The organism is Halobacteriovoraceae bacterium, assembly GCA_020635115.1.
Taxonomy (GTDB): Bacteria; Bdellovibrionota; Bacteriovoracia; order Bacteriovoracales; family Bacteriovoracaceae; genus JACKAK01.
Genome location: JACKAK010000005.1, coordinates 78,728 through 104,100, shown reverse-complemented (window position 1 = coordinate 104,100; position 25,373 = coordinate 78,728). Strand labels below are relative to the sequence as shown.

The window sequence follows — 25,373 nt, the reverse complement described above, 5'->3', positions numbered from 1 at the left end:
TTACATTACAATAATTGAAACACCACCATTATTTGGATAGGCATACATTATAACTCCAGTAACGGTTCCATCTTGAAAAACACAGGTACCGTTACTGAGATAATCTCCCTCCCCCTGGTAAACTCCAAAATTGGGAGAATAGATACACGACTCATTACTTTCACAAAGTCCATTGTCGTTGCCAATATCGTCGAACATAATTTCTGTAGCATACTTTAAAAATGTAGAGGGAGTGGAATTTAAGTTTGTAAGAGTTTGATTTCCATGAACCGCACTTGGACAAATTGAATCAGCAGTGAAAACTTCATTTCCAGCAACGAAGTCAAAAGAATGGTTGAGAAGTAGTGTATCTCCTGAAGACAATCTATTATCCCAAATACGACAAAATCCATTTGAACAATGGCTTCTATTATTAGAATTTGGGAAAGCTGATCCGTCGACACCCCAAGTCCTCCAAAAATTTTCAAAATGAATATAGTCTAAAGAACTCGAAACAGCTTCCGCTCCATTTGTGTTGGTTTGGTTTTCAGTATCTGTAACACTCACTTTCCCTACAAATGAACTAGACACGTCTCTATTTGTATATAGAGTTGCAGTTGATGATTGGCCAGAATATGAATTCGATTCATCGTTTCCGGAATCGGTACAAGTTGTATCAATTAGTCCAGAAGTTGCTCCAGATATAACCGTGCAGTCTGTTCCATTGTTTCCAACAACTAACTTATTAATAAAGCTATTGTTAAATCCTTGTACTGAAATCCCAATATTCGTATTATACATTAAAGCAATATCTGAATAGATAGCATCAAAAGAATCACCCATTGCTCTTATACCAGACTCATTGTTAACTGCTAGTATATTCTGGAAGAGATTATCATGATTACCATTCCCAACTTTTATACCATACCCTAAGTTATTGATGGCCGTAATATTTAAAAGGGTATTTCTCAATGCTCCAGATGCAATTGAAAATCCAGAAGAATATCCATTTGCGACGAGTACTTCTGAGATGATATTATCGTTACCGGCAACAGATATATTAGAGTTGGTGGCATTATTATGGGCCTTCAATTTAATGATTATGTTTTCATCTCCAAAAATATAAAATCCTTGTAAAACAGTCCCACTTGTAACAGATTGGATATTATAAAATAAATTTGAATTTGTTGTGCTTTTAGTTTCAAAAATATTTGAATTTCCCAGCTTTCCGTGAAAGTTCAAATTAACAAATTTGTTACTATTTGTATTTCCGAGCAACATCATACTTTTTAAATTCCCATTTCTTTTGAAATTAGAATTTCTAATTTGTGAGAACATAAGGTCATTAAAATAGATGGTTCCCCCAGTAGTTATATCGAAATTTCCTTCAATCCATAAATGGTTGATGCCTGTACCAAAAAGAAGGCATTGAAAATCAGGTGAAGTTGAAGAAGCATCTGTTGTATTACAATTTTGCGATGATAAATTGTTTCCAAAGAGTGTAAAATCTGGGTTAATAACTATAGCTGTTTTTGAATCAAGAATTTCAAAGCCAGGCAATGTAGAATCATTGTTTAAAACAAAGATTCTGCCAATATCAGAACCATCATCTGATATAACTGTGGTTGAACCAGTGTTTTCTGGTAATGCCAGAACTTCGTTATTCCACCAAATAGAACTCTCACTACTTTTTATCACTTGTCCATCTTTTAGAAGTTGTAAAAAGTTTTCTTTCCAAACAGGATCTGAGGAAAAATCGATGAGATCTTTTAAACCTTTTGATTCCTTAAGGCCTATAGAATAAATTGTAATTTTGTTATTTCCTTCCACACATTTCCAGTTAAAGACCTCCAATGAATCTTTCGCAGAAATACTTGCACAGCTATTTATACTTGTAAGAGTCGCTTTAAATCTTTCTCCAGCATGAATACATGCCTGTAGTCCAATATCTGTTCCCGGAGCACAAGTAATTTCACTTTGTGAATAAGGGGCTAAATTTGAATCTGATATTTTTACATAATCGTTCCAATTGGAATGATTGGGGTAAACAGCACTTAGAGTAAGTTGTTCAATTTCGGTCTTGGTATTTGAAGTTTTTTTAAAATCAACTGAAACTTCAATTCTACTTTTTCCACATGAGAATATGATCAAAAGGATATTTGATAACAAAAAAAACATTTTAAATTTCTGAAAATTAATCATCAAAATATTCCATTTTGCAACATTTTCCTTAGCTTCAATTATATATTGTAAATTCAAAATACCGAAAAACAATAGGTTATGAATCTTTGTTGAATTATTTCTCTATAAAAGGTCTTTTTGAAATTATTTATGTGAAATCGCTGGTTTAAAGGTTAAGCGTTAGTGATATCTAGATGTTATGAAATCGAATTTAATATTTTCGATCTGTTTACTGCCTCAAATATTTCACGAAATTTGAATTCTTCCACTATTCTTTTACAATCTTACGAATGACTTTGTAATTTTCCTTTGCCAGTTGGAGTTTTCCATAATTATTAGAAACACATTCGCTTACTGGTTTTAAATCTGTTGCAGTATAATCAATTGGCATAAGAAAACACTGAGAATTATTTCCACTTCCCAAAAGATAGGGACAATGATCTTTAACTTCCCAGAACAGGCCATTTAAACTCGTTAAAATTGATCCGCGTTGATAAGCATCACTATATCTAATTGAACTCACATCATACCCAGAAGCAATTTTTGTATAGATTTCTTTTTCATATTCTCCATACAATTGATTCTCTTTTATCCAATCAGAACATGATTGAGAATAGTTTCCTTCCATATCAGTTTGAATTAATAAACTTTCTATATGTTTGGTTTCCGTATTGACATTGCTATCACTATTACTAACTTCTGAAATTTTTAAAGTAATATTCTTTTCCTTAGCAAGTTGGATTCTTCCAAATTTTTTGGAGTAACAATTAGAAACAGGTCGTGCGTAAACAGCACTATAGTCTTCATCAATCAATACACATTCCAGATTATATTGACTATCTATTATATAATAAGGGCAGTGACGTTTTAGCTCCCAATTTTTACCATCTAATGAAGTATTAACCTCAGTTCCATGATAGATTTTGTTATTGGCAAACTCAGTGACATCTTTATCAATGGGAACTTTCGTATAGATCATTGATTTATAATTGCCCAGAGATCCTTTTCGTTTTATCCACTCTTTGCATGACTCAATTTGGTTATCTTCTAAATTTATATTTTCACTAGAAATATTGAGTTGTTCACTCTCAACATATTCTTTTTTTGATATAATTTGGGTTCCAAATTCTCTTTGGGCATTGAGGTCATCAGTTTCTGGTGAAATTGGTATCTCTTGAATCTGCCGATTTTGCGGCAAACAACTTCCAAAAATTGACATAAGTATTATTAAGAAGGTTGGGAATGCAAAGTTTGAATAGGGTGGACATAAGTATTATTAAGAATAGATTTTTATAAATTATATTTTTCATCTCAATCACTGTCTTTATTATCGACTAATTTGATGTTTGAATGCATAAAAAAATGATAAAGATGGTAACTTATTGAAATAATGATAAATTTTAAGGCCTTATCCAAAATGGATTGCCAAGATTAAATGTTTCTCCGCCTATTCAATACTTTCAACAAACTCTTAAGCTTCTTTCAAAGAACAATTCCTAATTTCTCTATAAAATTTAATTTTGTGTGAATATAAAAGTAGATTCAAGCAAATAATATTAATTAGTCACTATAATTTTCTAAGAAAGTTTTTTTGAATTCTAAAAACCTGTCTTCTAAAATAGCTTCACGAGCTTGAACTGCTAAATTTTTGTAAAAAGCAATATTGTGTATCGTTGCCAAAATTGCTCCAAGAATTTCATTAGAATCAAACAAATGTTTAACATAAGATCTTGTGAAATTTGAACAGGTATAACAATGACAATTAGGCTCAATCGGAAAAAAATCTCGTCTATAGTTTCTGTGTTTGATTCGAATTCTTCCTCTGTTAGTAAAGAAAGTTCCTCCTCTTGCATATTTAGTCGGAATGATACAGTCACTCATATCAACTCCATTTTCCCAGATGGTGAGTAAATCTTGAGGAGTACCAACTCCCATCACATATTTGGGTTTATTTTTAGGAAGTAGTGGAGCTGTATATTTGACAATCTTTTCCATGAGCTCAGAACCTTCACCCACTGAAACACCACCAATTGCATATCCAGGGAGATCTCTTTTTATTAATTCTTCAACACACTCTTTCCTATACTCATTAAAAGTAGAACCTTGAACAATTCCAAAGAGTGATTGCTGTGGATTTGTCCACGATCTGATACACCGATCTAACCATCTGTGTGTTCTTTCAATAGAGTTTTTAGTGTATTCTTTTGTTGCCGGAAAAGGAATGCATTCATCAAAGGCCATCATAATATCAGAACCAAGATTTTGTTGAATCTCTATGGAAGTCTCGGGCGTTAGCATTACCTTTTTACCATTTTGGTCTTTGAATTCCGCTCCATCCTCAGTTATATTTTTTTTCTGAAGCGAAAATACCTGAAATCCTCCTGAATCTGTTAATATAGGTCTATGCCAATTCATAAATTTATGAAGACCTCCGGCCTTTTTTACGAGATCACTCCCAGGACTTAAATGTAAGTGATATGTATTAGATAAAAGAATCTCAATATTCATATCTATAAGAGCATCTGGCCACAGGGCCTTAACTGCACCATGTGTACCTACAGGCATAAATACAGGTGTTTTAATCGTCCCATGGGGGGTGATAATTTCGCCTGCTCTCGCCTTTGAGTTTTTATCCTCATGAATCAGATTGAACTTAAAATGTTTTTTGTTTTCTTCAATAATTTTTTGCATGTCCCTGACTAACAGAGCATACAAGAGTTGTCATTTACTATTTCTTTTTACGTGTAAAAAGTCCACCTAATACTTTGCCAAAACCTTTTTTATCTGAGTCTATTTCTGCGTCTTGCTCATCAATTTCAAAACTATCTTCCGAATTTTCAGGACTAGACTTTACCTTTTTCTTTTTAACTTTTTCTAACTTATTCTTATTTCCAGGCCCTTTAATATTGCTTTTTTCAAGCATACTAACATCTATATTTGGATCTGTTTCATCTGTGTCTGGCGTTGAAGATCCAGATCTACTTGCCGATTTCCTAATTATGATTTCAAGTTTACCTATATTTAATTTGTCTCCCTTATCCAAGACATACATTCTTCCACCTTCAAGCGGTTGTTTATCTAAATAAGTGACAGTCTTTGCTCCAATATTATATACAGTTAAAATTTCGTTATAGTATCTAAAAATACAGTGGATTGCATCTAAGTTTAGTCCTTCAATAGAAATCTCCGCTTGTGGAGAACTTCCGACTGTAAGTTTATCGTCTATTGTTACCCTCTCCGGAGGTGCTCCTTGCAACCTAATGTCTAGTGTATACATGACTGGTGTTGACATAGTACTCCTTTGCAATATTGTCTCGCGATTTCAAATTTTTCTCAAGAGTTTTAATCCTGAATACTATGATCAATTAATTGGAAAAAAATGCTCTCTAACACAAAAATTTAAACTCAAGGATAATATAAGCAAATTGCCACCAAAGGGGAGAAGAGTAATGAATTCACTTACCAAGCTGCTATTTTTTGTACTTTTGATTTTAAATGTTAGGGCCGGTGAAATCGAAGAAAACGATTTTATCAATAGATTCAAACAAGTTGAAGACAAACTCCTCACTGATGAACTCTTTAGACCTCTAGGGCATGCTTTTTATTTGGATTTTGGCGCCACTATAAATTCTGAAGTATTGGATCTTGTTGATGAAGCTGATACTGTTACAGACTTAACGAGTGCAACAAACTTTCTCAACAAATATGATAAAACTGAACATATTCTGAGGATAAATGCCAGACTTGGAACTCCTCTACCAAGTTTCACTGCTTGGGGTTGGAAAGTTGTTCCAGATCTTCGCCTTGTCGATGCAAATCTAACAGGAACTTTTGGAATCGGTACAGAACCAATTACTCTTGAACTTCTGGCCGAACTTGTTACTGATCCGGGACTTAAACAAGCGATTCTTTCTCTTGGCTCAGTCCCTCCTTCTGGTACAAACATTGGACAATACACTCCACTACAAAATTCTTTGGCCAATATCATAGGAGCTTCAGCGGCAAGTGCACTTATGACTGAACTTGCGAAAGAAAACATTTATGTACCGGCCGATAACGTCCCCAATTTAAACCTTTACCTCAAAGCACAGGCCAAATCAGGTCTTGAAATAAACCTTTCTAAAGATAAGTGGTTTGGACATTTTTCACTTTATGGCCTCTATAGGGCCGATTATTATAAGCTGATCTCTTCAGACGCTCTTGTAAATGACAAAGATATTATCGATATCAATGATAACTCTAGAATTTATTTAGCTTCCGATCTTTCAATGGGTTATGTTTGGAAAAATTATAGATTCTCTATGTCTTTTGACGATCTTGCATTTGCTGAACTCTCCGACAATCTCACTGCAACTAATGGTAATGATCTTTACTATGATCCAGATCCACTCTTTCGTTTTCAAGCATCTGGTAAATACAAGCTTAGTATCTTTCACATCATGCCATATTTAGGATTACATAAAAGAAGTGGTTATGATTTATCCGATGGCTGGTATTTTGGCGGAAATTTAGAAGGAAGATTGTGGAAAGATCGGTTACGTTCCAATCTTAGACTTGGGATGGATAGCGAACACTTTACAATTGCTCCGGGTTTCAGATTATGGTTTTTACAACTTGATGGAAACCTTAAATTACCGGTTTCAAATGAAGTAGATGGTAAAAAAGTTTCAACTCTCTACTCATTAGCTCTAAGATTTATGATCGAAGTATAAAAAGTTAGGTAAAATATCCAATGAGGGCCAAAGTTATTGACGCTTTGGCCCTTTGTCGTTTAAATGCCGAAAAAATAAGGAATTAATATGTCGGCATTCAATAAATTAAATTTATCAACTGAACTTTTAGAGTTTCTTCAAGAAAACCACTTTAAACAACCAACTCCTGTTCAAGAGCAAAGTATTCTTGCCTATTTTAAAGGGGAATCAGTTGATGCCATTTCAAGCACTGGAACAGGTAAAACTTTGGCCTTCCTTTTACCTATCTTTGAGGTTTTGAAATCAGATGAAAGACTTAACGGTGTTAACGAACTAAAAAATTCTCCAGGTGCAGTAATTTTGTGTCCCACTCGAGAGTTGGCAAAACAAATAGCTCAACTTGCTAAAGTTATTTCTCATAAATGTCGGCTGCGGGTGAGAAGCTTGTTAACCGGAGAAAATATCTCTGGAAGTATTTATGATATTCTCATCACAGTGCCAGGTAAACTACAAGCAGCTATAAAAAACAAACATGTGGAAGCAAAAAATATTAGACATTTAATTCTAGATGAGAGTGATCAGCTTGTAGAATTTGGTTTTCTTAGTGAGATTACTCATATCTACCGTAGTATAGGTGAGTGTCAAGTTGGAATGTTTTCTGCAACCACAATGGATGGCCGTGACGAGTTTAAAGCTAAAATTTTTGGGGATAAAATATTCACACAAATTGAATGCCAGCAGGCCAATATACTTAGGGATAACATAGACACTTTTAATATTTATTTATCTCAGAACCAAAAACTTCAGTTTCTAAAGGATTTAACTAAAAGAAATTCAAAAAGTAGAGGAATTGTTTTTGTCAACAAATCTGAAACAGTAATTGAGCTAAAAGAATTATTAGCACAAGATAAATTGGCCCTTCCTGTGCACTTTCTATCAGGCAAAATGGATAAAAAAGAACGTTTAAAAGTAGTAGAGGAGTTTAAGTCAGTAAAATCTGTGTTAATTTGTACAGACATTATGGCCAGAGGAATAGATATTCCAAGTATTGTCTGGGCCCTAAATTATGACTTGCCCTTTGAGGCCGCCTACTATGTTCATCGATGTGGCAGAGTTGGTCGAGCTAAAAACTCTACCGGACAAGTTTATAATTTTGTAACCCAACTTGATCAGTCAATTATATCAAGGATAAATATTGCAATCACAGGACAGAATGCTCTTAAATTGGATCTCATTAAAGGGCCCAAATTACAAAAAACACAAAAAAAGTCTACCTCTTCCAATAAAGCATTAAACTCTGTTAAAATAAAAAGGCCACTTCAAAAATTTAAAAAGAGGCCAAGATTTGCAAAAAGAAAATAGACTCATATTCCTTTACCTTCTCCTGTTTTTATTATTTCAATCCTGTTCATCAGATCCAGAGGGAATTATTGATAAACATATAATGTACCGGATGGCCACTGAAGTTGATCCTACGATTGAAATGATCCTTCCTAAAGACCAAAACGATGGAGTTAACTGTTTGAGCTATTCACCTCCATGTAAGGGTGGATTTAAGGTAAAGCTGAGAACTGTTGAAATGATCATTCTCGAGTATTCATCAATTAAGGAAGCGCAACTATCAGCTATAGGGATTGACCAATATTATTATAAAAATTGGGTGTTTGATGATACTACAGGGGAGCCTGTTCTAGAAAGTTTTGTAAAGAAAGTTTTCAATGCCAAAAGACCTGTAAAGGATGAACCGGAACTTGTAAAAAAACTTGGTGCTGAAATTTTCTCTAAAGGTTCAACACAAGGTCAGTAAAACTGCTTTAATTTTTTCAACTTTATGTAACCATTCAACTTGATTTTCTTTGCTTAGATTTTTATTCAAAACTTCTCTAAATAGTAAAACCCAACGGTTTAGCTCTGCAGATTTAATTTTAAGATAATCGTGAGATTGTTTGAGATTAAAAGTCAGACTTTTTGCCGAGAGGCCAAACTGAATGCACCAAAACTCTATGATTCTTTCAAGATGTTCATCAAAATTATGAATATGCCTAAAATGATAGCCAATCATGATATCACTTTTGGCAATATCATAAAATTCGTGGATTATTTTTTCGATAATTTCGCGATTCATGGCCATATTTCAAACACTTAAAAAACTGATAAAATAAATTCACTCAAGAAAAGCACAATATACCCGAGTAGTTAAATATACAATGTATTTAATACAGATCTGGGGAGTTTGTATGAAGAGTTTAATATTATTATTTCTTTGTCTTGCTAATATAAGTTTATATGCACAAATTAATCAATTAAACAACGGCTCATGTTGGGTCGAACAATCAGATTTAAATATAAAATATGTCGATTTTTCAACTAAAACACAGGCCGTTTTGCCAGAAGATATTCATTATCAATTTGTTGATTTTTTTAATGAAAAAATAATTGAGGCCTATTTCGAATGCTATAGTGGTGGGCATCGATTTCTCTTAACAACTTTAGATAAAAACGGGCAAGAAAATTGTGTATGGGCCAATATTAGTGAAGATGAAATTGAGATTCTTGAAAGCTTTCCATTATTACCAAATCATCGCGGACCTTGCGTAGGATATATTAAAGGTAAAAGAATAATCGGAGTAAGTGATCGTGAAAAGTTCCAAAAATTTTTTAATTCAGCAAACTTATCAGACAAATATGAAATGGAATGGATTAATTCTAATACTTTTTTAATAACTGATCTTAGAGCAGATGATTTTTCTCCATTTTCAAATTTGGATTTTATTGAATATATTGAGTTTGATGTCAATACAGGAATTCAAGGCGATGTTTTCAAATTAAAATGACTTAACGAATATAACCTCAGGAGATCGATTTCCCTTTTTAGGAATATTTTCTGATGATAAGACTCTTAAAACCCATTTCTTTTCAATTTTCAATGGTACTTTGGTATTTTCATTAATAACTATTTCAATTCCTTCATAACTATCTTTGCCTTGATAAACAAGTGATCGTAACTTTATTGGATCAATTTTCTTTGAAATGTTTTTGCCAACCAGAAAATCAAAGGCCCTAAGTGAGTTTATGATTAGAAAAAAAAATAAAAACGTTTTAAACACGAAAAAAACTCCACTTTATAATGCCCAAATATATGAAAATGAACTACGTATTTCACTATAGTTCTGATTTTTTCCTGCTATAACTTGAGAGTGATTTGAAGCATCCACTTTGATGGCCACTTGAGTAACAGGACGATATACAAAACCTATCGTTTGTTTCGTAAATTTTCCATCATCAGCGATACCGGCCTCATTATCTCCACCATCACTTTTATGTGCAATCATTTCAGGGTTCTTGTAAAAATCAAACTGAATATAAGGGGTAAATTCAGCTTGATTTAATATAAAGCTACGGCCAATGCGACCATACCACGTTAATACTTGATAGCGCGTTGATGTATCTGCACAGGTTGACATATTTCCGTTACACAAACGTTGTATCTGTTGGTTATTAAGTTTTTCAGTACTAATATTTTGTAATGTTTGACCATTCCTCAACCCACTATGGTTTGATTGGAAAAAAGCACTTTGTATCTGCCAACTCTCAAAAAGAATTTCAGTAAAACCACCAAAGACGTTATATTTATCGGATTTAAACCATTTTGGAACTCCCCCTAGATTATCCGATTTATAAGATGAACCATTTGAAAAATAGAACGAACTTCCTACTGTCACTTCCAGATCATCACGTTCAAAAGTGTAACGTAAATCACCTCCAATTGGCACTTCTCCTCCAAGTCTCTCATCATTTCCAGTAGTCAGAGAATATCGAAAAAAGCTCTCTCCAAAAGAGATTTCACCATGAAGCATAAAGTTTGTGGTTCTTGTTAAAAGTAAGTGATCCTGATCAAATAATTCAGGTGGTTCAATTCCAATATATGTTGGAACTGCATCTAATCGTTCATTATATAGTCCGAAAGGACGATAAAATTTTCCCAAGCGAATTGAAAGTTCTCCATCAATAAATTTTTTCTCAACCCATGCATTTTGAGTAGTGACCGAACTGGATGCTGAAAGGTTTAAAAAAGCAGACCAGTCCCTACCAAATATAGATTTCATCATAATATTAACATGTGGCGTATCAAATTCTTGGGGAGTACTCACTCGGATTGGAACTCCTTCACTGGTAGAACTGCCATTTTGCCTTGAAGGTTTTTTCTCTACTTTCTCAAAATAACCCTCTAAGTATCCAAAGAGATTTGTTTTCATATCGCTGGCCAGCAGACCCGAAGTGCTTAGAAAAATAATCATGATCAGCTTTAGCAATGTGAACTCCCAATAGTAAAACCCTTAAGACAGAATTGTTGGTATTTTAGAATTTTTGAGCTATGGCCCTATCTCCCCATTTCCGAAATAGTTTTGCCCAATGATTTTGATTTTCTTTGATAGAAATTATTTTTTTCTGTAAATTCAGACTCTTCTTTGCAATTGATACAAAGTTCGGCAGTAGGTCTAGCGTTTAGTCTTTCAAAACTTATCTCTGCTCCACACTCTACGCACAATCCGTAGTCTTCGCTTTCAATGAGGGCCAATGTCTTATTTATTTTTTTCAAATAAAAAATTTCTCGATTTCGAAACCTTAAGGCCTGAGAAGCTTGAATGTTAATACTTGCTTCATCAAGTGGATCCATTAATTCATTTTTATCTAGATAAAAATCATCACTGTTTCCGTTTGAAATTGATAATCTTTCTCGCTCTCTAAGTAGCTTCCCTTTCAAAATTTCAATCTGCTCATCAGAGAGATAAGAGTTTTCTCTTTCCATAGATCCTCTTTTCTTAAAAAATGTAGTTGCTGTTAACTAGAAAACTCTAACTAATTGAAATTGAAAAGATAAGTACATAAAAACTTACAAATTGTAACATTTTAGATGGTTATTTTTCGAAGTGCCCGCCGCAATATGGACACCTGGACCAGAATTGTTCATCTGAATCACGATTACAAGAACTACATATGACAGTTTTTTCAAGTGCGTCAGTATCAGTGTCTGTTGTGAATAAATTCTTTCTAACTGCAGATATTGTGAGAGAATTTGCATAGTAAATTCCAGGGGCCAAATTAGAGGGCCTAAACCTTCCTGGAGCTACTTTTTCATCAATGAGAAGTTGGATTTTATAATCTGTATAATCATTAATGCTAAATATTCTTGAACCATCAGGGTAGACAAAGTTTTTTATTCTTTTTTCTATTTCATTGGGATCTGAAAAATCACTCATTAAAAATACTCCATCTCTTCTCTAGCATCTCTATTATAGCACGAGAATTTTTATGATGGGGATTTAGTCCTTTAAAAAAATGCGGTCGAACATTTAAAATTTCATTTTTAAGAACAATTGATTTCATACCGATTTGGTCAATCGTTCTAAGTGTCCATTCGAGTAATTCTGCATTTTCAGATTTGAGATATTTTTTTAAAACTTCATAAAGTTCAGTTGGATATTTGTTTCCTTTTAATTGGCAATACTCGATGACATGTTTTGAAAGTGTATTTAAACAGTAGATCGCTGTTTCAAAAGGTAAGTTTTCTATGGAAAGAGCTATATCTAAAACTTTAGTTCCCAACTTAAAATTTCCTTTAATCTGGTAAGTGAGAACACATAAAATCTTGTTAAAAGAGTCTATCTCAGAAGTTTTGTAGGATTTTAAAGAAAATAATTTATCTAAATTTTGATTAAGATCTAGATCAAGGATTTGATTTGTTTCCATGAGCGCTCGTTCACCATTTTTTAATTTTTCCATTATTTCGATATAGGCCTGTTCAATAAGCATAAATTACTCCTTAGTTTTTTCAATCTAGCATGAATTCACTAACAAAATATGGAATTCTGTGTTAAGTAGGGCGCATGGATTGTATGCCTATAAACTCAATTTATTTAGCCACAGAAGGAGAAGGAATCTTTGTTGGTTTACCACAAGTATTTGTACGATTTCAAGGTTGTGCTGTGGGTTGTCTCAATTGTGACTCAAAAGATACTTGGGAATTTAAAAATGGAAACCTTACTCTTGAAGAAGTCATCTCTGAAATCGAAAAATATAAAATAAAAAGAGTATCAATAACAGGTGGAGACCCTCTTCATCCAAAATTATTACCTCTGGCCACCAAGTTGGCCTTGGCCCTCAAGGGAATGAAATACTATTTAAATATCGAAGCAGCAGGTACTAAAATAAGTCATGAACTTTTCGATTGCATAGATTTTGTGAGCTTTGATTTTAAAACACCTTCTACAGGAATTAGAACTCCATTAAAACATATTATGGAGATGGCCAAGCAATATGTTCATAAATTTCAAATTAAAAGTGTTATTGAGAATAATGTAGATTTTGATTTCGTAGTTAGTGCATATCAACAAGTGAAAAATGAAGTAGGTGAGATTAATTTTCCTTGGGTAATCACTCCTTCATACAACACTTTTGAAGAATTTCCTCAGAAAAGATTTCAAGAAATCTTAGAATGGAATTATAGAACCGGTTATTTATTTCGTGTGATTGGACAACAGCATAAATGGATCTATGGCCCCTTACTTAAAGAAGTCTAAAATTTTCCAGTTAAAGTAAATGTATAGACGTTTTGAGTATATTCATATGAATCTAAATCTGAAGTGTTTTTAGTCCAGTCATAGGAGAGTTCTGCTTTTGCCCACTTGGCCAGGTCGTGAGAAAAACTTGTACCGGCCTGGTATTTTTTTTCTGTGCCTCTCGTACTACTTTGATCTTTTGTGTCAGTCAATGTCACAGCACCATTTAGACCAAAATCAACAGAACCCAAGGCCTTAAGAATTATATAATCACTACGTAAAAGGTATGTATTACTATCCTCAGTTGAATCATTTGTATAAGTATTGAGTGAGTTTTTGTTTGTAATGATAATAATATGCTGATTAGAGAATACGTTTGACCATGTCAATGAAAGAGAATGATTTACTTGATCCAAAGTATCAGTATATGAATTAACAAGAGATAGATCATAAGTAAGAGTTAAGTTATTAGTTGTAGCAAAAGAAAGCTCTTCTGATAGTGATATCGCATAGGTATCAGAATAGTGCTCTAACGATTCAATCGCATTATAGTCCTTCAAAGTATATGTATATTTAACTCCAAATTCTGTTTGAGATTTTTTATTAAAAAGATTGTGTTTGTTTATATAGGCAATATAACCATCCATATCCAGACTATCATTTTGATAAACTTCTGAATCATTTCGATCAAAATAGTAATTATGACTAACACCAAAATCCAAATCCCATTGCCAATTATCGCCATGAGTAGGAGTCAAGTCTATCTGCAAATCATTTTTAAGTACAAAAGATGACTTTTTTTCAGTAGAACTGCTAGAAGCATCACTTACAGTATTCACGTTATCATCAAACTTTGTTGCCAGGTCATAACTTGCTGAGAAGAGATCAACTTTACGAGTAGAAATTCCCAATTTCTTTTTGAGTTCAAAAATCTTTTGAGTAATTGATGGAGATAACTGCGAACTCGGATCCTTATCTAGTGATTCCTCTAATCCAGGTAAGACAGTTTTTTCAAGAAATTTAACGTCATTTGATTGCGCCAAGAGTATGTTTTTTTTGTAGGATCCTATTTGCGCTAATTTAATCTCTTTTTGTTTTTCTAGAACACTATAAAATTTAAGTGCCATTTTTTTATTATTTAATCGTTCATAGGTTTCTGCTACATAAAGTGCAGACTCTGCTTTTTTAAAATCTTTTTTATATGACTTTTTAAACTGATCAATAGAAAGTTTATATTCATTTAAGGCAAAGAGGGTTTGTCCTAATTCATATTCCATACCTGTGGGTATATATCCATAACTTAAAGATTCAAGAAAATGTTTCTTGGCCATTTCATATGCTTCAAGCTTTTTATGTGATAATGCTTTCCAATATGAAATAATCCCATTGTTTTTTTCAGTACGCGGAACTGCATCCAAAATATCTAACGCATCCTGGTAGTAACCATCAAAATATTCTTTATAAGCATCAGCTAAAGAATTCGCAAAAATACCAAGTGATAAAAAAATTGAAAAAATAAATATAGAAATTTTCATAGAACTCCAAACTATTAAGGGATAATTGTCACTCTAAATCGAACTCTGTTATCAGCAGATGGTGGAGGGAGGGAGGTCTGATTTTCTACTTCCTCTTTTTGTTCATCTAGATATTGTTCAATATATTGCTCTAAAACTGGATCATATTTAGGATCAAAGTTTGGATCATAATAGGCCATTTTTTCAAACTCATTATATTCAAAACTTCCAAGGAGCAATTTCGGAGGTCTGATAAATTCATTTTTTTCAATAAGCTGAGGGTCTTTTACAATAAATTCCCCACTGTCTATTAATTCATAACCTCGAGGTGGAATATATTCACCTGTTCTAAAATCAATCTGCCCCAAGCTCTCATCTGGAACATATACATTTGCAATCGGGTCAAATTTACTTTGACCTGGAATGGGCGCAACATAATAACCATTTTCAGTGATCATCCCGCCAGGCATAACATCAAAATCTTCAGCTTTAAAGTCATGATCTTTTAAATCTTTTTCAACCAGTGCTATCTGATCATTTTGAACAAAATTACTCTTGATCAATTCTTCTTTTAAAAATTCATGATTTGTTTCAATGATAGAATCTGGAATACCTGCGATTCTATGTTCATGTTGGGCACCAACTTTAAAATCTGGAGTTGTTGTAAGAAGGGTTTCATTTTTTTGCATTGATGCAAATTGTTTTGGAGCAATGCGTACTGGCCTTACAGGTTTTTCTCGATCTACTTCAGCTTTAGAAAATTGACCTTTTTGTACCCGTACAGCAAACTCATTCTTAAAAGCACTTTCAATGGTTGTGATATTTTTCAGCAATGAAATATTTTGAACTTTAGACATTACAACTTCGCCTCTAAAAGTGAGAAGTCCAGTAATGCTGTTTTTTGGATTGAAAGTTGCCTGAAATTCTGTTCCTCTGACACCCATCGCTGCAGTCTTTGTTGTAATATAAAGTTTGGTTTTTTCTCCAGTACTCTCTTTTTCCACATTGGCCCGAATTTTTCCTTGCAAAAGATTGAGTACTCCAGGACCTTTTTTATCCATTTTTTTGATCTCAACATTGCTATTTGGCCCAACAGTAATAATGCTGCTATCAACAAGTTTTAATCTTGCAACTGAAGCTTTAGATGTACTGACGATTGCTCCTTCAGGAACTAAAGAGCCTTGTTTTAACTTTTCTTTTTTTCCTGATTTTTCATAAAAGGCCTCTCCTTTAAGTAGGACAACTGAAGCATCACTTGCAAAGATGGAGTTTGAAAAAACAATTAAGAACGATAAAAGCAAAGTATGCATATTAGACCTCCGTAAACATTCTAGAAATAAACAATCTCAATTGACAAGAGGTTATGAATATATTCTTATAGTTCTATGAATAAACGCATCCTTTTGATTTTGATATCGTTGCTATTCCTGTCTTGTGGAAGAAATGAATCTAATAACAAGTCGTTGGTTAAGTTTTCGTTTCCGAGAATAGAAGGGGTAATGTCCGCAGATGGAGGGGTTTTTATCTTTGGGAGACATCTCCAACTTAAAGATACATTTTCGACATTTTTAGACACCTCTGGAGACAAAAGGGAATTTGAGCAACTTCTTTCTTCGGGAGATTGGAATTTTAGGGCCATCCACTTTACAGATGGTAATCCATTAAATGATTTACCTACATATTGTGGCCAGATAAAAGCTCAATTGAGTGGTGGAACATATGAATTTGATATAAAGCTAACAAAAACTGATTGTAATCATCCTGTTTTTGCAGGAGAACTTGGTCTTAATGGTGCTTTTTCAACGACCAACTCTCAGCTCAAATCTTTGCATGTTTACTTTTGTAGTCAAAGCGCATTTAGTGCTGGGGACAATTCCTCTTGTCTTGAGGATATGCATTTAAAATCATTTAAAGTCGTTTATCCTCGAACACCAGTTCATGGAGTTGAACTAAATAGAAATATTATTCAAAAAATTCGGGGGTTGCCGGCGACTGATTTCTTGCATAATGGCTGTCTCGCAGGCCCTGCAGGGGGAAATGATATATATAAAGTCAAGATACCTATTCCCTATGTCAATTCACAAGAGCTTTATGGTCTAATTGCTGTTTTTGATAATCAAGTTTGTTCAGGAGCACCAATCAATATCTTTCCCATTGTTTTTGACTATGCCGATGAATTTGGAATAAAAAGAAAATTTATAACTTCATCTGAAATGAGAGTACTTGTAGATGTTGAAACAACGTTTTATTAAAATATTTTTTACGTTAATTTTTGCTGCACTTTTTTCTACATGTGGAAGGAATAATCAATTTTCAAAAGTTCGCTTTAAAATTGATACATCTTCCTTAATGGCCTCATCTATTAGCATCAATGGAGTCCAAATCTTTGGGCTACATTTAGATACTGGAGATAGATTCTCTTTCAATGTCCCTGAAATTGTCCAAGATATTGATCTTGAGTATCCACATCCACTCCCTCCAGGCAATTGGGAATTTCGTTTTATGGCCTATGAAAATATGGACTCAACTTTTGGGAGAGCTCAAATTTGGTGTGAAAAATTCACACTTTTTTTAAGCGGAGTGATGACTGTGAATGGGGTATTAGAGAGATCAAAATGTAAAAATCCGCTATTTGCCGGTGCTTTTTTATCTCCTGGATACATGGCCTATGATGAAGATGATGATCGTTTCCGAGAACTAAGAGTTATGGTTTGTAATAATGCTGAATTTACTTCATATGCCACAGCTTACGGAAATACTTGTTTAACCGCTGCTAATGGAGGTGTGGCATCATTTAAAGTTGTGATACCTTCTTATCCATTAGTACGTGCAGATATCTCACTCTCGGAATTACTGCAGTTGAGCAACTCCGTATCTCCTCCCATCCATAGTGATTGTATGGGGGATGCAATCGGTGGATCAAATTTTGATGGGAATACATTAGTTGATAATGTTCAAGTTCCCATTCCTCCGCCTGGTTCAAGTGATTTCTATGCTTTTCTATATGTTTATAAAAATCAAACAAACTGCACCGGCGTTGCGCACGTTTATCATTGGTTTGCGTAAAACACCGTACTTCAGTGCGGTGATACAAGCAAACGCCCACCGGCGAGGTCACTCAGGTCTTTCCTGATCCTGAATATACTGTTTAATAACATCTAGCGATGCTCCACCACAACTACCAGCAAAATAGCTGGGTGACCATAGGGCCTTGCCCCATAACTTTTTTTTGATTTCAGGATAATTTGCTTCTCGAACATAACGTGAAGACACACCTTTCAATGAACCAACCAAACGAGAGAGAGCTATTTTAGGTGATATAATACTCTTGGTGTAAAACATACTCTTCTATATTTAGTCACAAAGACTAAGTGTGCGTGAATAAGAAAAATACAATGCCTTCCATGTCTAATCTTCGGATTTGTGCGTTCCTTGATCGCTTTTTTTGAATTTAAATTACTCATAGACTAATTAATATTTGAGCTTTTCTAACCTGTCAATTGATGATATCCTCATGTGGAGATGAAAGCGATCAATATGGCCTATAAATTTAAAATGCTACCGACTGTTTCTCAGGAAAGACTTTTTGGGATATGGGCCGGGACATGCCGCTTTCTTTACAACTTATGCCTGGAACATAGAATATTGTCATGGAATCAATATCGAAAAGGAACCAACTATTTTGATCAGGCCAATGAGTTAAAGAATTTAAAGAAAGTTGAAGGATTTGAGTGGATAAAAGAAGCTCCTGCCCAAATACTGCAACAATCGTTGAAAGACCTAGATAAGGCCTTTAAGTCATTTTGGAGAAGTGGCTTTGGGTTTCCTAAATTTAAAAAAAGACATTTTGGTGACTCATTTCGTTTTCCTGACCCAAAACAGTTTGAGATCAGAAAAGTCAGTAATAAGAAGGCCTTTGTAAAATTGCCCAAAGCAGGAGAGGTAGCTTTTAGACTATCTAGGCAAATTGAGGGAAAAATCAAGAATGCAACGATTAAAAAAGAATCTGATGGTTGGTATATTAGTTTTTGTGTTGAAAAAGACATTGAAGTAGCAAAAAATAATAATCCAAACGTCGGGATTGATCGAGGAATAGCTGAGACGCTTGTTTTGAGCTATGAGGCAGACAGTTTAAAAGATATCCAATTAACTCTTCCAGTGAAATGTAAAGAATTAAGAGAAAGAATCAAAGCTCTTCAAAAGCGTCTAAAATTGAAAAAGAAATTTTCAGAAAAATGGAAAAGAATTCAAAATCAATTAAGAAAACTGCACTCAAAAATAGCAAGAATTAGACATGATTTTCTTCATAAAGCATCCACTTACGTTGCCAAGAACCACAGCTATGTAAGTTTAGAAGATCTGAAGATAAAAAACATGTCAAAATCAGCAAAAGGAAGCTTGGAATCTCCTGGAAAAAATGTAAAGGCCAAATCAGGTCTAAATCGAGAGATTCTCTTTCAGGGCTGGGGAATTTTTGCCCTCCAGTTAAAGTATAAAACTGAATGGGGTAGTGGATATCTTGAGCTTGTGAATCCTAGATTCACAAGTACAAGATGTAGTGAGTGTCTCTACAATGATAAAAGAAACAGGAAGGGAAAAGCCTTTAAGTGCTTAAACTGTGGCCATGTGGAAGATGCTGATAAAAATGGAAGTAAAAATATAGACAGGGAGGGGCGCTCCCGAAGAGACCGTGGAGATGTGGTGGTTGCACCAATCTTTGAAGCGGTAACCTCTAGTAGTGTATAAGCACACTAGGAATCCCCTCCGTTTACGGAGGGGCGGACGTCAACCTATTAAACCACAGTTTTCGGCGCTGTTTGGTACAGATATATGGCCTTATCTTTTTACATCTTTTGAAAATTATGACAATTTCGATATGTATATTGATTATGATTTTCCGGCACCTACAATTTCAACACCGATTTGGAATTAACTCACTTTTTCATTTGAAATTTTATACGCCAGCACAGGCCATGCGGCCAAAAATGCTGTTCCTCCGAGTGGAACCAATATAACTAAAAACTTTAATCCACTAAGTGCGTAGAGGTAACAGCAGCCACTAAACAGAAATAAACCGACAATGATCAATAGTTTTACAATTTTTATTTTTATATTTGGGAAATACACTTTTAAAAGTGAAACCATGAAATATGAAAAGGCCATATAGTAGTGATATTGATTGCCGGTATGATAGGTTTTCATCATTTTGGTCGTTAATTTTGACTCTAATCCATGTGCGCCAAATGCACCCAGTGCCACTGCTAAAAACATGAGGAGGCAAAATATGACGAAATCAAATTTGAATTTATCTATTCTGGTTTTATCCATTGTTCTATATCCTTTTTTTCCATGGGATAGAGGTTAAACGTTCCCAAACCGGTTGCAACAAGTTTGTTATCTTCTTTTTTCTTAATTTGCCCACTAACAATAACGAGAGATTTTCCTTTGTGATCAATTTGCCCTTTACCGATGAGAACATCACCCTCCTTAACAGGAGTAATAAAATTAATTTTGAACTCTACAGTCGAACAAAATTTATCTTCTGTAACAGCATGTGAAAGAGCTGTCATTCCAAGAGTAGCATCCATCATACCAGCTGTGACTGCCCCATGTGCAGTTCCAGGACTTGATAGATGAATTTTTGTAACCTCAAGGTGATAAGTGATATCTCCAGGCCCATCGATGGAAAAATCCAGACCCATATGTCGATCATATGAATTAATTTTTTTATAAAATTCTTCTAAATTTGAAATTTTCAATTTTTTTCTCCTGGCAAAAAGAGTGTTTGATTCATGTTTAGCCCATGGCGGATATTTAAGTTCCGACCTGATTCAATACCAAGATTTCTGCTTTGATTATTTACTTGGGCCGAACTTGATGTATGGCCAAGTCTTGGAAATGCAATTCGTCTCATTTGTTCGAGTCTTTTATCAATTTGTACAAGATTATAACCATGAATTTGATATTGATATTTTTGGGCCTTAAGTTTTTCACAAAAACCAAATGATAGACCTGTGAAAAAAGAATTTTTCATTACTGAACCCTTGAGATTAGAATTGTTTTTCTTATTGATTTTCCAAAGTCTTTCAAATTCATGATCTAAAAAATTTGCAATATAATCAGCACTCTCAACACTAAGTAAATCTCCTAGGACACCTAACTTACATTCCCCCTGTCCTTTTGAAAAAAAAGGTGAAACATTAAAATAGGTGAGGATTTCATAAATAGCATGTAATTTTTTATTATTTTTTTTGTATATGAGAACATCTTTAACATAAACGTTTTCTTCTTCAGAAAATTCTAATGCATTTTCCAAATTATATTTGGCAAGTAATTCGTTGGCCTTTCGGGTTGCTTCTTGTGCTTCATGTAGATTGGAACTCTTGGCGAGTTCAAATAATTTTTTGATTTGTTTTCGAACCTTTAAGTCTTTTCCATTATTTGTTGGGATTAAGTTTTTCAAATCCAACGATGCCTTTGAAATTTCTTTTGGCCAATTGAACTTTTCACAAATACATTTGAATTCTTCACCATGAGCTGTGACTCCTTCGCCATAGTTCAAGTAAGTCATAAAATGTGCTAACTCATGCCGCAAAACTTTGAGTAGAAGATTTTGATCGACTCGTTCAAAAAGAATTTGATTTATACCTATTTGAAAATACTTATAGTCGAAATACCCAAGTTGGTTTGGATTATTGAAGACAACAATACTTAAAGGATAAAGATACCCTTTGAACAATACTTTTTTACCTTTTATTTCAAGACGGCATTCACTGTACAAAATCTTTAAGGCATGTGAGTGAACATTTCTAATAAAAGCATTAATAGCATTTGAATAGATCAACATATTTGCTAGTTAGGCCATTTTTGTAGACTCAGTCAAGGTAGAATGCAAAGGCCTCTTAAAAGAGGCCTATCCTGTTATATGGATGGTGTACTTCTAGCAAAAACTGCAGATTTCAAAAATTCTCTATTCATTCTAGCAATATTGCTTATTGAAATTCCTTTAGGACAAGATGCTTCACACTCTGCTTCATTGGTACAATTTCCAAAACCTAATTCGTCCATTTTTGCCACCATGTTTTGCACTCTTTGTTCAGCTTCAACTTGACCTTGAGGAAGTAAAGCATACTGTGAAACTTTTGCAGAGACAAAAAGCATGGCAGAAGCGTTTTTACAACTTGCAACACAAGCACCACAACCAATACAAGCAGCAGCGTCCATTGAAAGTTCAGCGTTTTCTTTTCCTACAAGAATAGCATTGGCATCTTGGGCATTTCCGGTATTGACGTCTATGAACCCACCAGCGGCCATTATTGCATCAAAAGATGAACGATCTACCATGAGATCTTTTAAAACAGGAAACGCTCGCGCTCTCCAGGGTTCTATAACGACTGTATCTCCGTCTTTGAATGAGCGACAATGGAGTTGACAGGTCGTCGTTTCGGCCTGAGGGCCATGGGCCTGTCCATTTATCATGAGTGAGCACATTCCGCAGATACCTTCTCTACAATCGTGATCAAAAGCAATTGCGTCTTTATTTTCTCTCACCAATTTTTCATTCAAGACATCAAGCATTTCTAAAAAAGACATATCCGGAGAAACCCCTTCAAGTGTATAATCCTCGATTTGCCCTTTTGCGTTGGCATTTTCTTGACGCCAAATTTTTAAATGTAGCGTCATCGTTTCAGTACTATTTCCACCCATAGGGTACTCCTATTTATAACTTCTTTGAGTTAGTTTACAGTATTCAAACTTAAGTTCTTCTTTATGGCGAATTGGAGTTTGGTTTTCACCTTTCCACTCCCATGCAGCAACATGACAAAAGTTCTCATCATCCCTTTTTGCTTCGTTCTCTTCTGTTTGACTTTCTTCTCTGAAATGTCCACCACAAGACTCAGGTCTTTCAAGAGCATCTCTGGCCATCAGTTCACCAATCTCTAAGAAATCAGCAACACGACCTGCTTTTTCTAGTTCAGTATTAATGTTATTACCATTACCAGGAACATTTACTTTTTTCCAAAAGTCAGCTCTAAGGGCCCCAATTTGATCAATGGCCTTCTTAAGTCCTGTTTCATTTCTGGCCATACCGACGTACTCCCACATTATTTTCCCAAGTTCTTTGTGAAAATAATCTACAGTCTCTGGCCCTTTAATACTTAAAAGCTTTTCAAATTTATCTTTTGATTCTTTAAGTACTTTATTGAATTCTTCATGATCTGTAGTGAGTTTGTCAGGGGTATTTTTAGCTAAATAACCACCTAATGTGTATGGAATGACAAAATAACCATCAGCAAGCCCTTGCATAAGCGCAGAAGCACCAAGTCTGTTGGCGCCATGGTCTGAAAAATTGGCCTCTCCAAGAACAAATAGCCCAGGAATTGTACTCATAAGATTATAGTCAACCCATACTCCACCCATTGTATAGTGAACCGCTGGATAGATTCTCATTGGTACTTTATAAGGATCTTCATCGGTAATTCTTTGATACATATCAAAGAGATTTCCGTATTTTGCCTTAATTGTATCTTGCCCATCTCTTCTTATGGCATCGGCAAAATCTAGAAATACTGCGATTCCAGTTTGCCCGACTCCTTTACCTGCATCAACTTGAAGTTTCGCATTTCTAGAGGCAACGTCTCTTGGAACAAGGTTTCCGAATGAAGGGTAGATTCTTTCGAGATAATAGTCCCTTTCTTCCTCGGGAATCTCTCGAGCTGAACGTCTATCTCCTTGGGCCTTAGGAACCCAAACTCTTCCATCGTTTCGTAAAGATTCTGACATTAGCGTTAATTTAGATTGGTGATCTCCAGATACTGGAATACAAGTTGGATGAATTTGTGTGTAGCAAGGATTTGCAAAGTACGCACCTTTCTTATGAGCTCTCCATGCAGCGGAGCAGTTTGATGCCATTGCATTTGTTGAAAGGAAGTAGGCATTTCCATAACCGCCTGTTCCTAAAATGACTGCATCAGCTACGTGTTTAGTAAATTCACCTGTCACAATATCTCTAACAATTATTCCGCGAGCTTTCCCATCAATGAGTACGACATCCACCATTTCTTTTCGGACGTGTACTTTGAGTTTTCCTTTATTAACTTGTTTCATCATGGCCGAGTAGGCTCCGAGAAGAAGTTGCTGTCCTGTTTGACCCCTTGCATAGAAAGTTCTTGAAACTTGAGCTCCCCCAAATGATCTATTGGCCAGGGTTCCACCATATTCTCTGGCGAAAGGAACGCCTTGGGCCGCACACTGATCAATAATATTATTCGAAACTTGTGCTAAACGATAGACGTTAGCTTCTCTTGCGCGGTAGTCTCCGCCTTTAACGGTATCATAGAAAAGTCTCCAAATAGAGTCTCCATCATTTGGATAATTTTTAGCTGCATTGATCCCACCTTGGGCTGCAATGGAATGCGCTCGTCTAGCAGAGTCTTGAATGCAAAAAGCATCGACTTGATAACCTAGCTCACTGAGAGTCGCTGCGGCGGCCCCTCCGGCCAGGCCTGTTCCAACAACAATAACTTTGTATTTTCTTTTGTTGGATGGGTTAACCAATTTTGTATTGAAACGATGATTATCCCATTTTTCTCTAATATCACCTTCGGGAATCTTTGAATCTAGTGTTACGCTCACGCTTTAACTCCTTGCAAGAATGCATAGATTGGTAAGGCAGAAAAGCCAATAAAAATAATCAATGCATAAATTTTGGATAAAATTTTAAGACCGCAATTATATTTTGGATGGTTAAATCCAATGGATTGGAATGCTGACCAAAATCCATGACTGACATGAATACCTAAAGCGGCCATAGAAAAAAGATACCATAGCACATTTAAAGGATTTGCAAAGTATTCGATGACTACTTTATATAAGTCTTTCATTTCAACTCCATTGTAAATTTCTTTATAAGAGTGACCACTGAATTTAAAATGAAGAAGATGAGAGATAAGAAAAATCAAAATGATGAGTCCAGTGTAGGGCATCGTAGATGAAGCAAATGTAGCTCCTCTGCCTGTTGCGACCTTCATGTAATATTTTTGAGGTCTTGCTTTTTTGTTCTCAATAGTCAATCGGATGGCCAGCCCAATATGGGATAAAAAAATCAAGGCCAGAATTGCTTCTGCAACATAAATAAAGGGATTCGTTATTAATTTATGTGCGTAGGTATTGAAAGCTTCACCTCCTACGTAAATTAAACAATTCCCTGCAAGGTGAGTAATGAGGAAACCACATAGCAATAGGCCTGTGACTCCCATGACCTGTTTCTTCACAATGGAAGAATGTACATAACTAAAGAATAATTTCATGAAGACATGACTCCTTTTATTAAGGTCGAATTAAAGATAAACATCTATCGATTTGTAAGAATCATACATTAACTGAAATGAGGTGAAAATAATAATCTGTATTTGGTGAACTTTTGTGATTTTAAAAGTTCACCATAA

At 34.7% G+C, this 25,373-nt stretch carries 26 protein-coding genes and 1 pseudogene; 8 read left to right on the top strand and 19 right to left on the bottom strand.

Going from position 1 to position 25,373, the window contains the following annotated elements; all coding sequences use genetic code 11:
- The 4 genes from H6622_09135 to H6622_09120 form a co-directional block, all read right to left on the bottom strand.
- Positions 1 to 2,157, bottom strand: coding sequence for a hypothetical protein (locus tag H6622_09135; protein ID MCB9061671.1), 2,157 nt, complete (start codon positions 2,155 to 2,157; stop codon positions 1 to 3).
- Between the two features lie 271 nt (positions 2,158 to 2,428).
- A complete protein-coding gene (locus H6622_09130) occupies positions 2,429 to 3,379 on the bottom strand; it encodes a hypothetical protein (protein MCB9061670.1) in 951 nt (316 codons plus the stop codon).
- Positions 3,380 to 3,720: 341 nt separating this feature from the next.
- Entirely contained in the window at positions 3,721 to 4,851 is a 1,131-nt protein-coding gene (gene tgt, locus H6622_09125) for a tRNA guanosine(34) transglycosylase Tgt (protein ID MCB9061669.1), read from the bottom strand.
- 37 nt (positions 4,852 to 4,888) lie between these two features.
- Positions 4,889 to 5,452 (bottom strand): FHA domain-containing protein, encoded by a 564-nt coding sequence (locus tag H6622_09120; protein ID MCB9061668.1) that lies wholly within the window; start codon positions 5,450 to 5,452, stop codon positions 4,889 to 4,891.
- Positions 5,453 to 5,609: 157 nt separating this feature from the next.
- On the opposite strand from H6622_09120, the gene H6622_09115 reads away from it, so the two are divergent.
- The 3 genes from H6622_09115 (at position 5,610) to H6622_09105 (ending at position 8,658) form a co-directional block, all read left to right on the top strand.
- Positions 5,610 to 6,872 carry a hypothetical protein gene (locus H6622_09115; GenBank protein MCB9061667.1) on the top strand — a complete coding sequence of 421 codons (1,263 nt, stop codon included), beginning with the start codon at positions 5,610 to 5,612 and terminating at the stop codon, positions 6,870 to 6,872.
- Between the two features lie 87 nt (positions 6,873 to 6,959).
- Positions 6,960 to 8,213 carry a DEAD/DEAH box helicase gene (locus H6622_09110; GenBank protein MCB9061666.1) on the top strand — a complete coding sequence of 418 codons (1,254 nt, stop codon included), beginning with the start codon at positions 6,960 to 6,962 and terminating at the stop codon, positions 8,211 to 8,213.
- A complete protein-coding gene (locus tag H6622_09105) occupies positions 8,197 to 8,658 on the top strand; it encodes a hypothetical protein (GenBank protein MCB9061665.1) in 462 nt (153 codons plus the stop codon). Before H6622_09110 ends, H6622_09105 begins: the two co-directional genes overlap by 17 nt.
- On the opposite strand, the gene H6622_09100 is transcribed toward H6622_09105, so the two are convergent.
- The gene (locus H6622_09100) at positions 8,641 to 8,982 is read right to left on the bottom strand and encodes a hypothetical protein (protein ID MCB9061664.1); all 342 of its coding nucleotides are present in this window, start codon (positions 8,980 to 8,982) and stop codon (positions 8,641 to 8,643) included. The genes H6622_09105 and H6622_09100 overlap by 18 nt on opposite strands.
- Before the next feature lie 106 nt (positions 8,983 to 9,088).
- Here H6622_09100 and H6622_09095 point away from each other — a divergent pair, with 106 nt between their 5' ends.
- Positions 9,089 to 9,685: a hypothetical protein gene (locus H6622_09095; protein ID MCB9061663.1), complete on the top strand. Its 597-nt coding sequence runs from the start codon at positions 9,089 to 9,091 to the stop codon at positions 9,683 to 9,685.
- Here the strand turns inward: H6622_09095 and H6622_09090 are convergent.
- The 5 genes from H6622_09090 to H6622_09070 form a co-directional block, all read right to left on the bottom strand.
- Entirely contained in the window at positions 9,677 to 9,958 is a 282-nt protein-coding gene (locus H6622_09090; protein MCB9061662.1) for a hypothetical protein, read from the bottom strand. The genes H6622_09095 and H6622_09090 overlap by 9 nt on opposite strands.
- A gap of 15 nt (positions 9,959 to 9,973) precedes the next feature.
- Entirely contained in the window at positions 9,974 to 11,164 is a 1,191-nt protein-coding gene (locus H6622_09085) for a hypothetical protein (GenBank protein MCB9061661.1), read from the bottom strand.
- A 68-nt stretch (positions 11,165 to 11,232) separates the two neighbouring features.
- Positions 11,233 to 11,661: a TraR/DksA C4-type zinc finger protein gene (locus H6622_09080; protein MCB9061660.1), complete on the bottom strand. Its 429-nt coding sequence runs from the start codon at positions 11,659 to 11,661 to the stop codon at positions 11,233 to 11,235.
- Between the two features lie 109 nt (positions 11,662 to 11,770).
- Entirely contained in the window at positions 11,771 to 12,112 is a 342-nt protein-coding gene (locus H6622_09075; protein MCB9061659.1) for a hypothetical protein, read from the bottom strand.
- Positions 12,105 to 12,665 (bottom strand): hypothetical protein, encoded by a 561-nt coding sequence (locus tag H6622_09070; protein ID MCB9061658.1) that lies wholly within the window; start codon positions 12,663 to 12,665, stop codon positions 12,105 to 12,107. The genes H6622_09075 and H6622_09070 overlap by 8 nt, the downstream gene beginning before the upstream one ends.
- A gap of 83 nt (positions 12,666 to 12,748) precedes the next feature.
- Between H6622_09070 and H6622_09065 the strand changes: the two genes are divergently transcribed.
- Positions 12,749 to 13,432 (top strand): 7-carboxy-7-deazaguanine synthase QueE, encoded by a 684-nt coding sequence (locus H6622_09065; GenBank protein MCB9061657.1) that lies wholly within the window; start codon positions 12,749 to 12,751, stop codon positions 13,430 to 13,432.
- On the opposite strand, the gene H6622_09060 is transcribed toward H6622_09065, so the two are convergent.
- Together H6622_09060 and H6622_09055 are read right to left on the bottom strand one after the other, a co-directional pair.
- Positions 13,429 to 14,946, bottom strand: coding sequence for a hypothetical protein (locus H6622_09060; GenBank protein MCB9061656.1), 1,518 nt, complete (start codon positions 14,944 to 14,946; stop codon positions 13,429 to 13,431). The two genes, H6622_09065 and H6622_09060, sit on opposite strands and share 4 nt — an antisense overlap.
- Positions 14,947 to 14,960: 14 nt before the next feature.
- The gene (locus H6622_09055; GenBank protein MCB9061655.1) at positions 14,961 to 16,235 is read right to left on the bottom strand and encodes a FecR domain-containing protein; all 1,275 of its coding nucleotides are present in this window, start codon (positions 16,233 to 16,235) and stop codon (positions 14,961 to 14,963) included.
- A 189-nt stretch (positions 16,236 to 16,424) separates the two neighbouring features.
- On the opposite strand from H6622_09055, the gene H6622_09050 reads away from it, so the two are divergent.
- Together H6622_09050 and H6622_09045 are read left to right on the top strand one after the other, a co-directional pair.
- Positions 16,425 to 17,177 carry a hypothetical protein gene (locus H6622_09050; protein MCB9061654.1) on the top strand — a complete coding sequence of 251 codons (753 nt, stop codon included), beginning with the start codon at positions 16,425 to 16,427 and terminating at the stop codon, positions 17,175 to 17,177.
- Positions 17,155 to 17,991 (top strand): hypothetical protein, encoded by an 837-nt coding sequence (locus H6622_09045; protein ID MCB9061653.1) that lies wholly within the window; start codon positions 17,155 to 17,157, stop codon positions 17,989 to 17,991. The genes H6622_09050 and H6622_09045 overlap by 23 nt, the downstream gene beginning before the upstream one ends.
- 48 nt (positions 17,992 to 18,039) lie before the next feature.
- Here H6622_09045 and tnpA read toward each other — a convergent pair.
- A pseudogene (gene tnpA / locus H6622_09040) lies at positions 18,040 to 18,389 on the bottom strand (IS200/IS605 family transposase).
- Between the two features lie 58 nt (positions 18,390 to 18,447).
- On the opposite strand from tnpA, the gene H6622_09035 reads away from it, so the two are divergent.
- The gene (locus H6622_09035; protein MCB9061652.1) at positions 18,448 to 19,671 is read left to right on the top strand and encodes a transposase; all 1,224 of its coding nucleotides are present in this window, start codon (positions 18,448 to 18,450) and stop codon (positions 19,669 to 19,671) included.
- Positions 19,672 to 19,854: 183 nt separating this feature from the next.
- On the opposite strand, the gene H6622_09030 is transcribed toward H6622_09035, so the two are convergent.
- The 6 genes from H6622_09030 to H6622_09005 all read right to left on the bottom strand — a co-directional run bounded on the left by H6622_09030 (position 19,855) and on the right by H6622_09005 (position 25,235).
- Positions 19,855 to 20,253 (bottom strand): DUF423 domain-containing protein, encoded by a 399-nt coding sequence (locus H6622_09030; GenBank protein MCB9061651.1) that lies wholly within the window; start codon positions 20,251 to 20,253, stop codon positions 19,855 to 19,857.
- Positions 20,235 to 20,684, bottom strand: coding sequence for a PaaI family thioesterase (locus tag H6622_09025; GenBank protein ID MCB9061650.1), 450 nt, complete (start codon positions 20,682 to 20,684; stop codon positions 20,235 to 20,237). Before H6622_09025 ends, H6622_09030 begins: the two co-directional genes overlap by 19 nt.
- Positions 20,681 to 21,496 (bottom strand): DUF2786 domain-containing protein, encoded by an 816-nt coding sequence (locus H6622_09020; protein MCB9061649.1) that lies wholly within the window; start codon positions 21,494 to 21,496, stop codon positions 20,681 to 20,683. The genes H6622_09025 and H6622_09020 overlap by 4 nt, the downstream gene beginning before the upstream one ends.
- 350 nt (positions 21,497 to 21,846) lie before the next feature.
- Positions 21,847 to 22,608 (bottom strand): succinate dehydrogenase/fumarate reductase iron-sulfur subunit, encoded by a 762-nt coding sequence (locus H6622_09015; protein MCB9061648.1) that lies wholly within the window; start codon positions 22,606 to 22,608, stop codon positions 21,847 to 21,849.
- 33 nt (positions 22,609 to 22,641) lie between these two features.
- The gene (locus H6622_09010; GenBank protein MCB9061647.1) at positions 22,642 to 24,561 is read right to left on the bottom strand and encodes a fumarate reductase/succinate dehydrogenase flavoprotein subunit; all 1,920 of its coding nucleotides are present in this window, start codon (positions 24,559 to 24,561) and stop codon (positions 22,642 to 22,644) included.
- Positions 24,558 to 25,235, bottom strand: a complete 678-nt coding sequence (locus H6622_09005; GenBank protein MCB9061646.1) for a succinate dehydrogenase cytochrome b subunit — start codon at positions 25,233 to 25,235, stop codon at positions 24,558 to 24,560. The genes H6622_09010 and H6622_09005 overlap by 4 nt, the downstream gene beginning before the upstream one ends.
- Positions 25,236 to 25,373 lie beyond the last annotated feature (138 nt).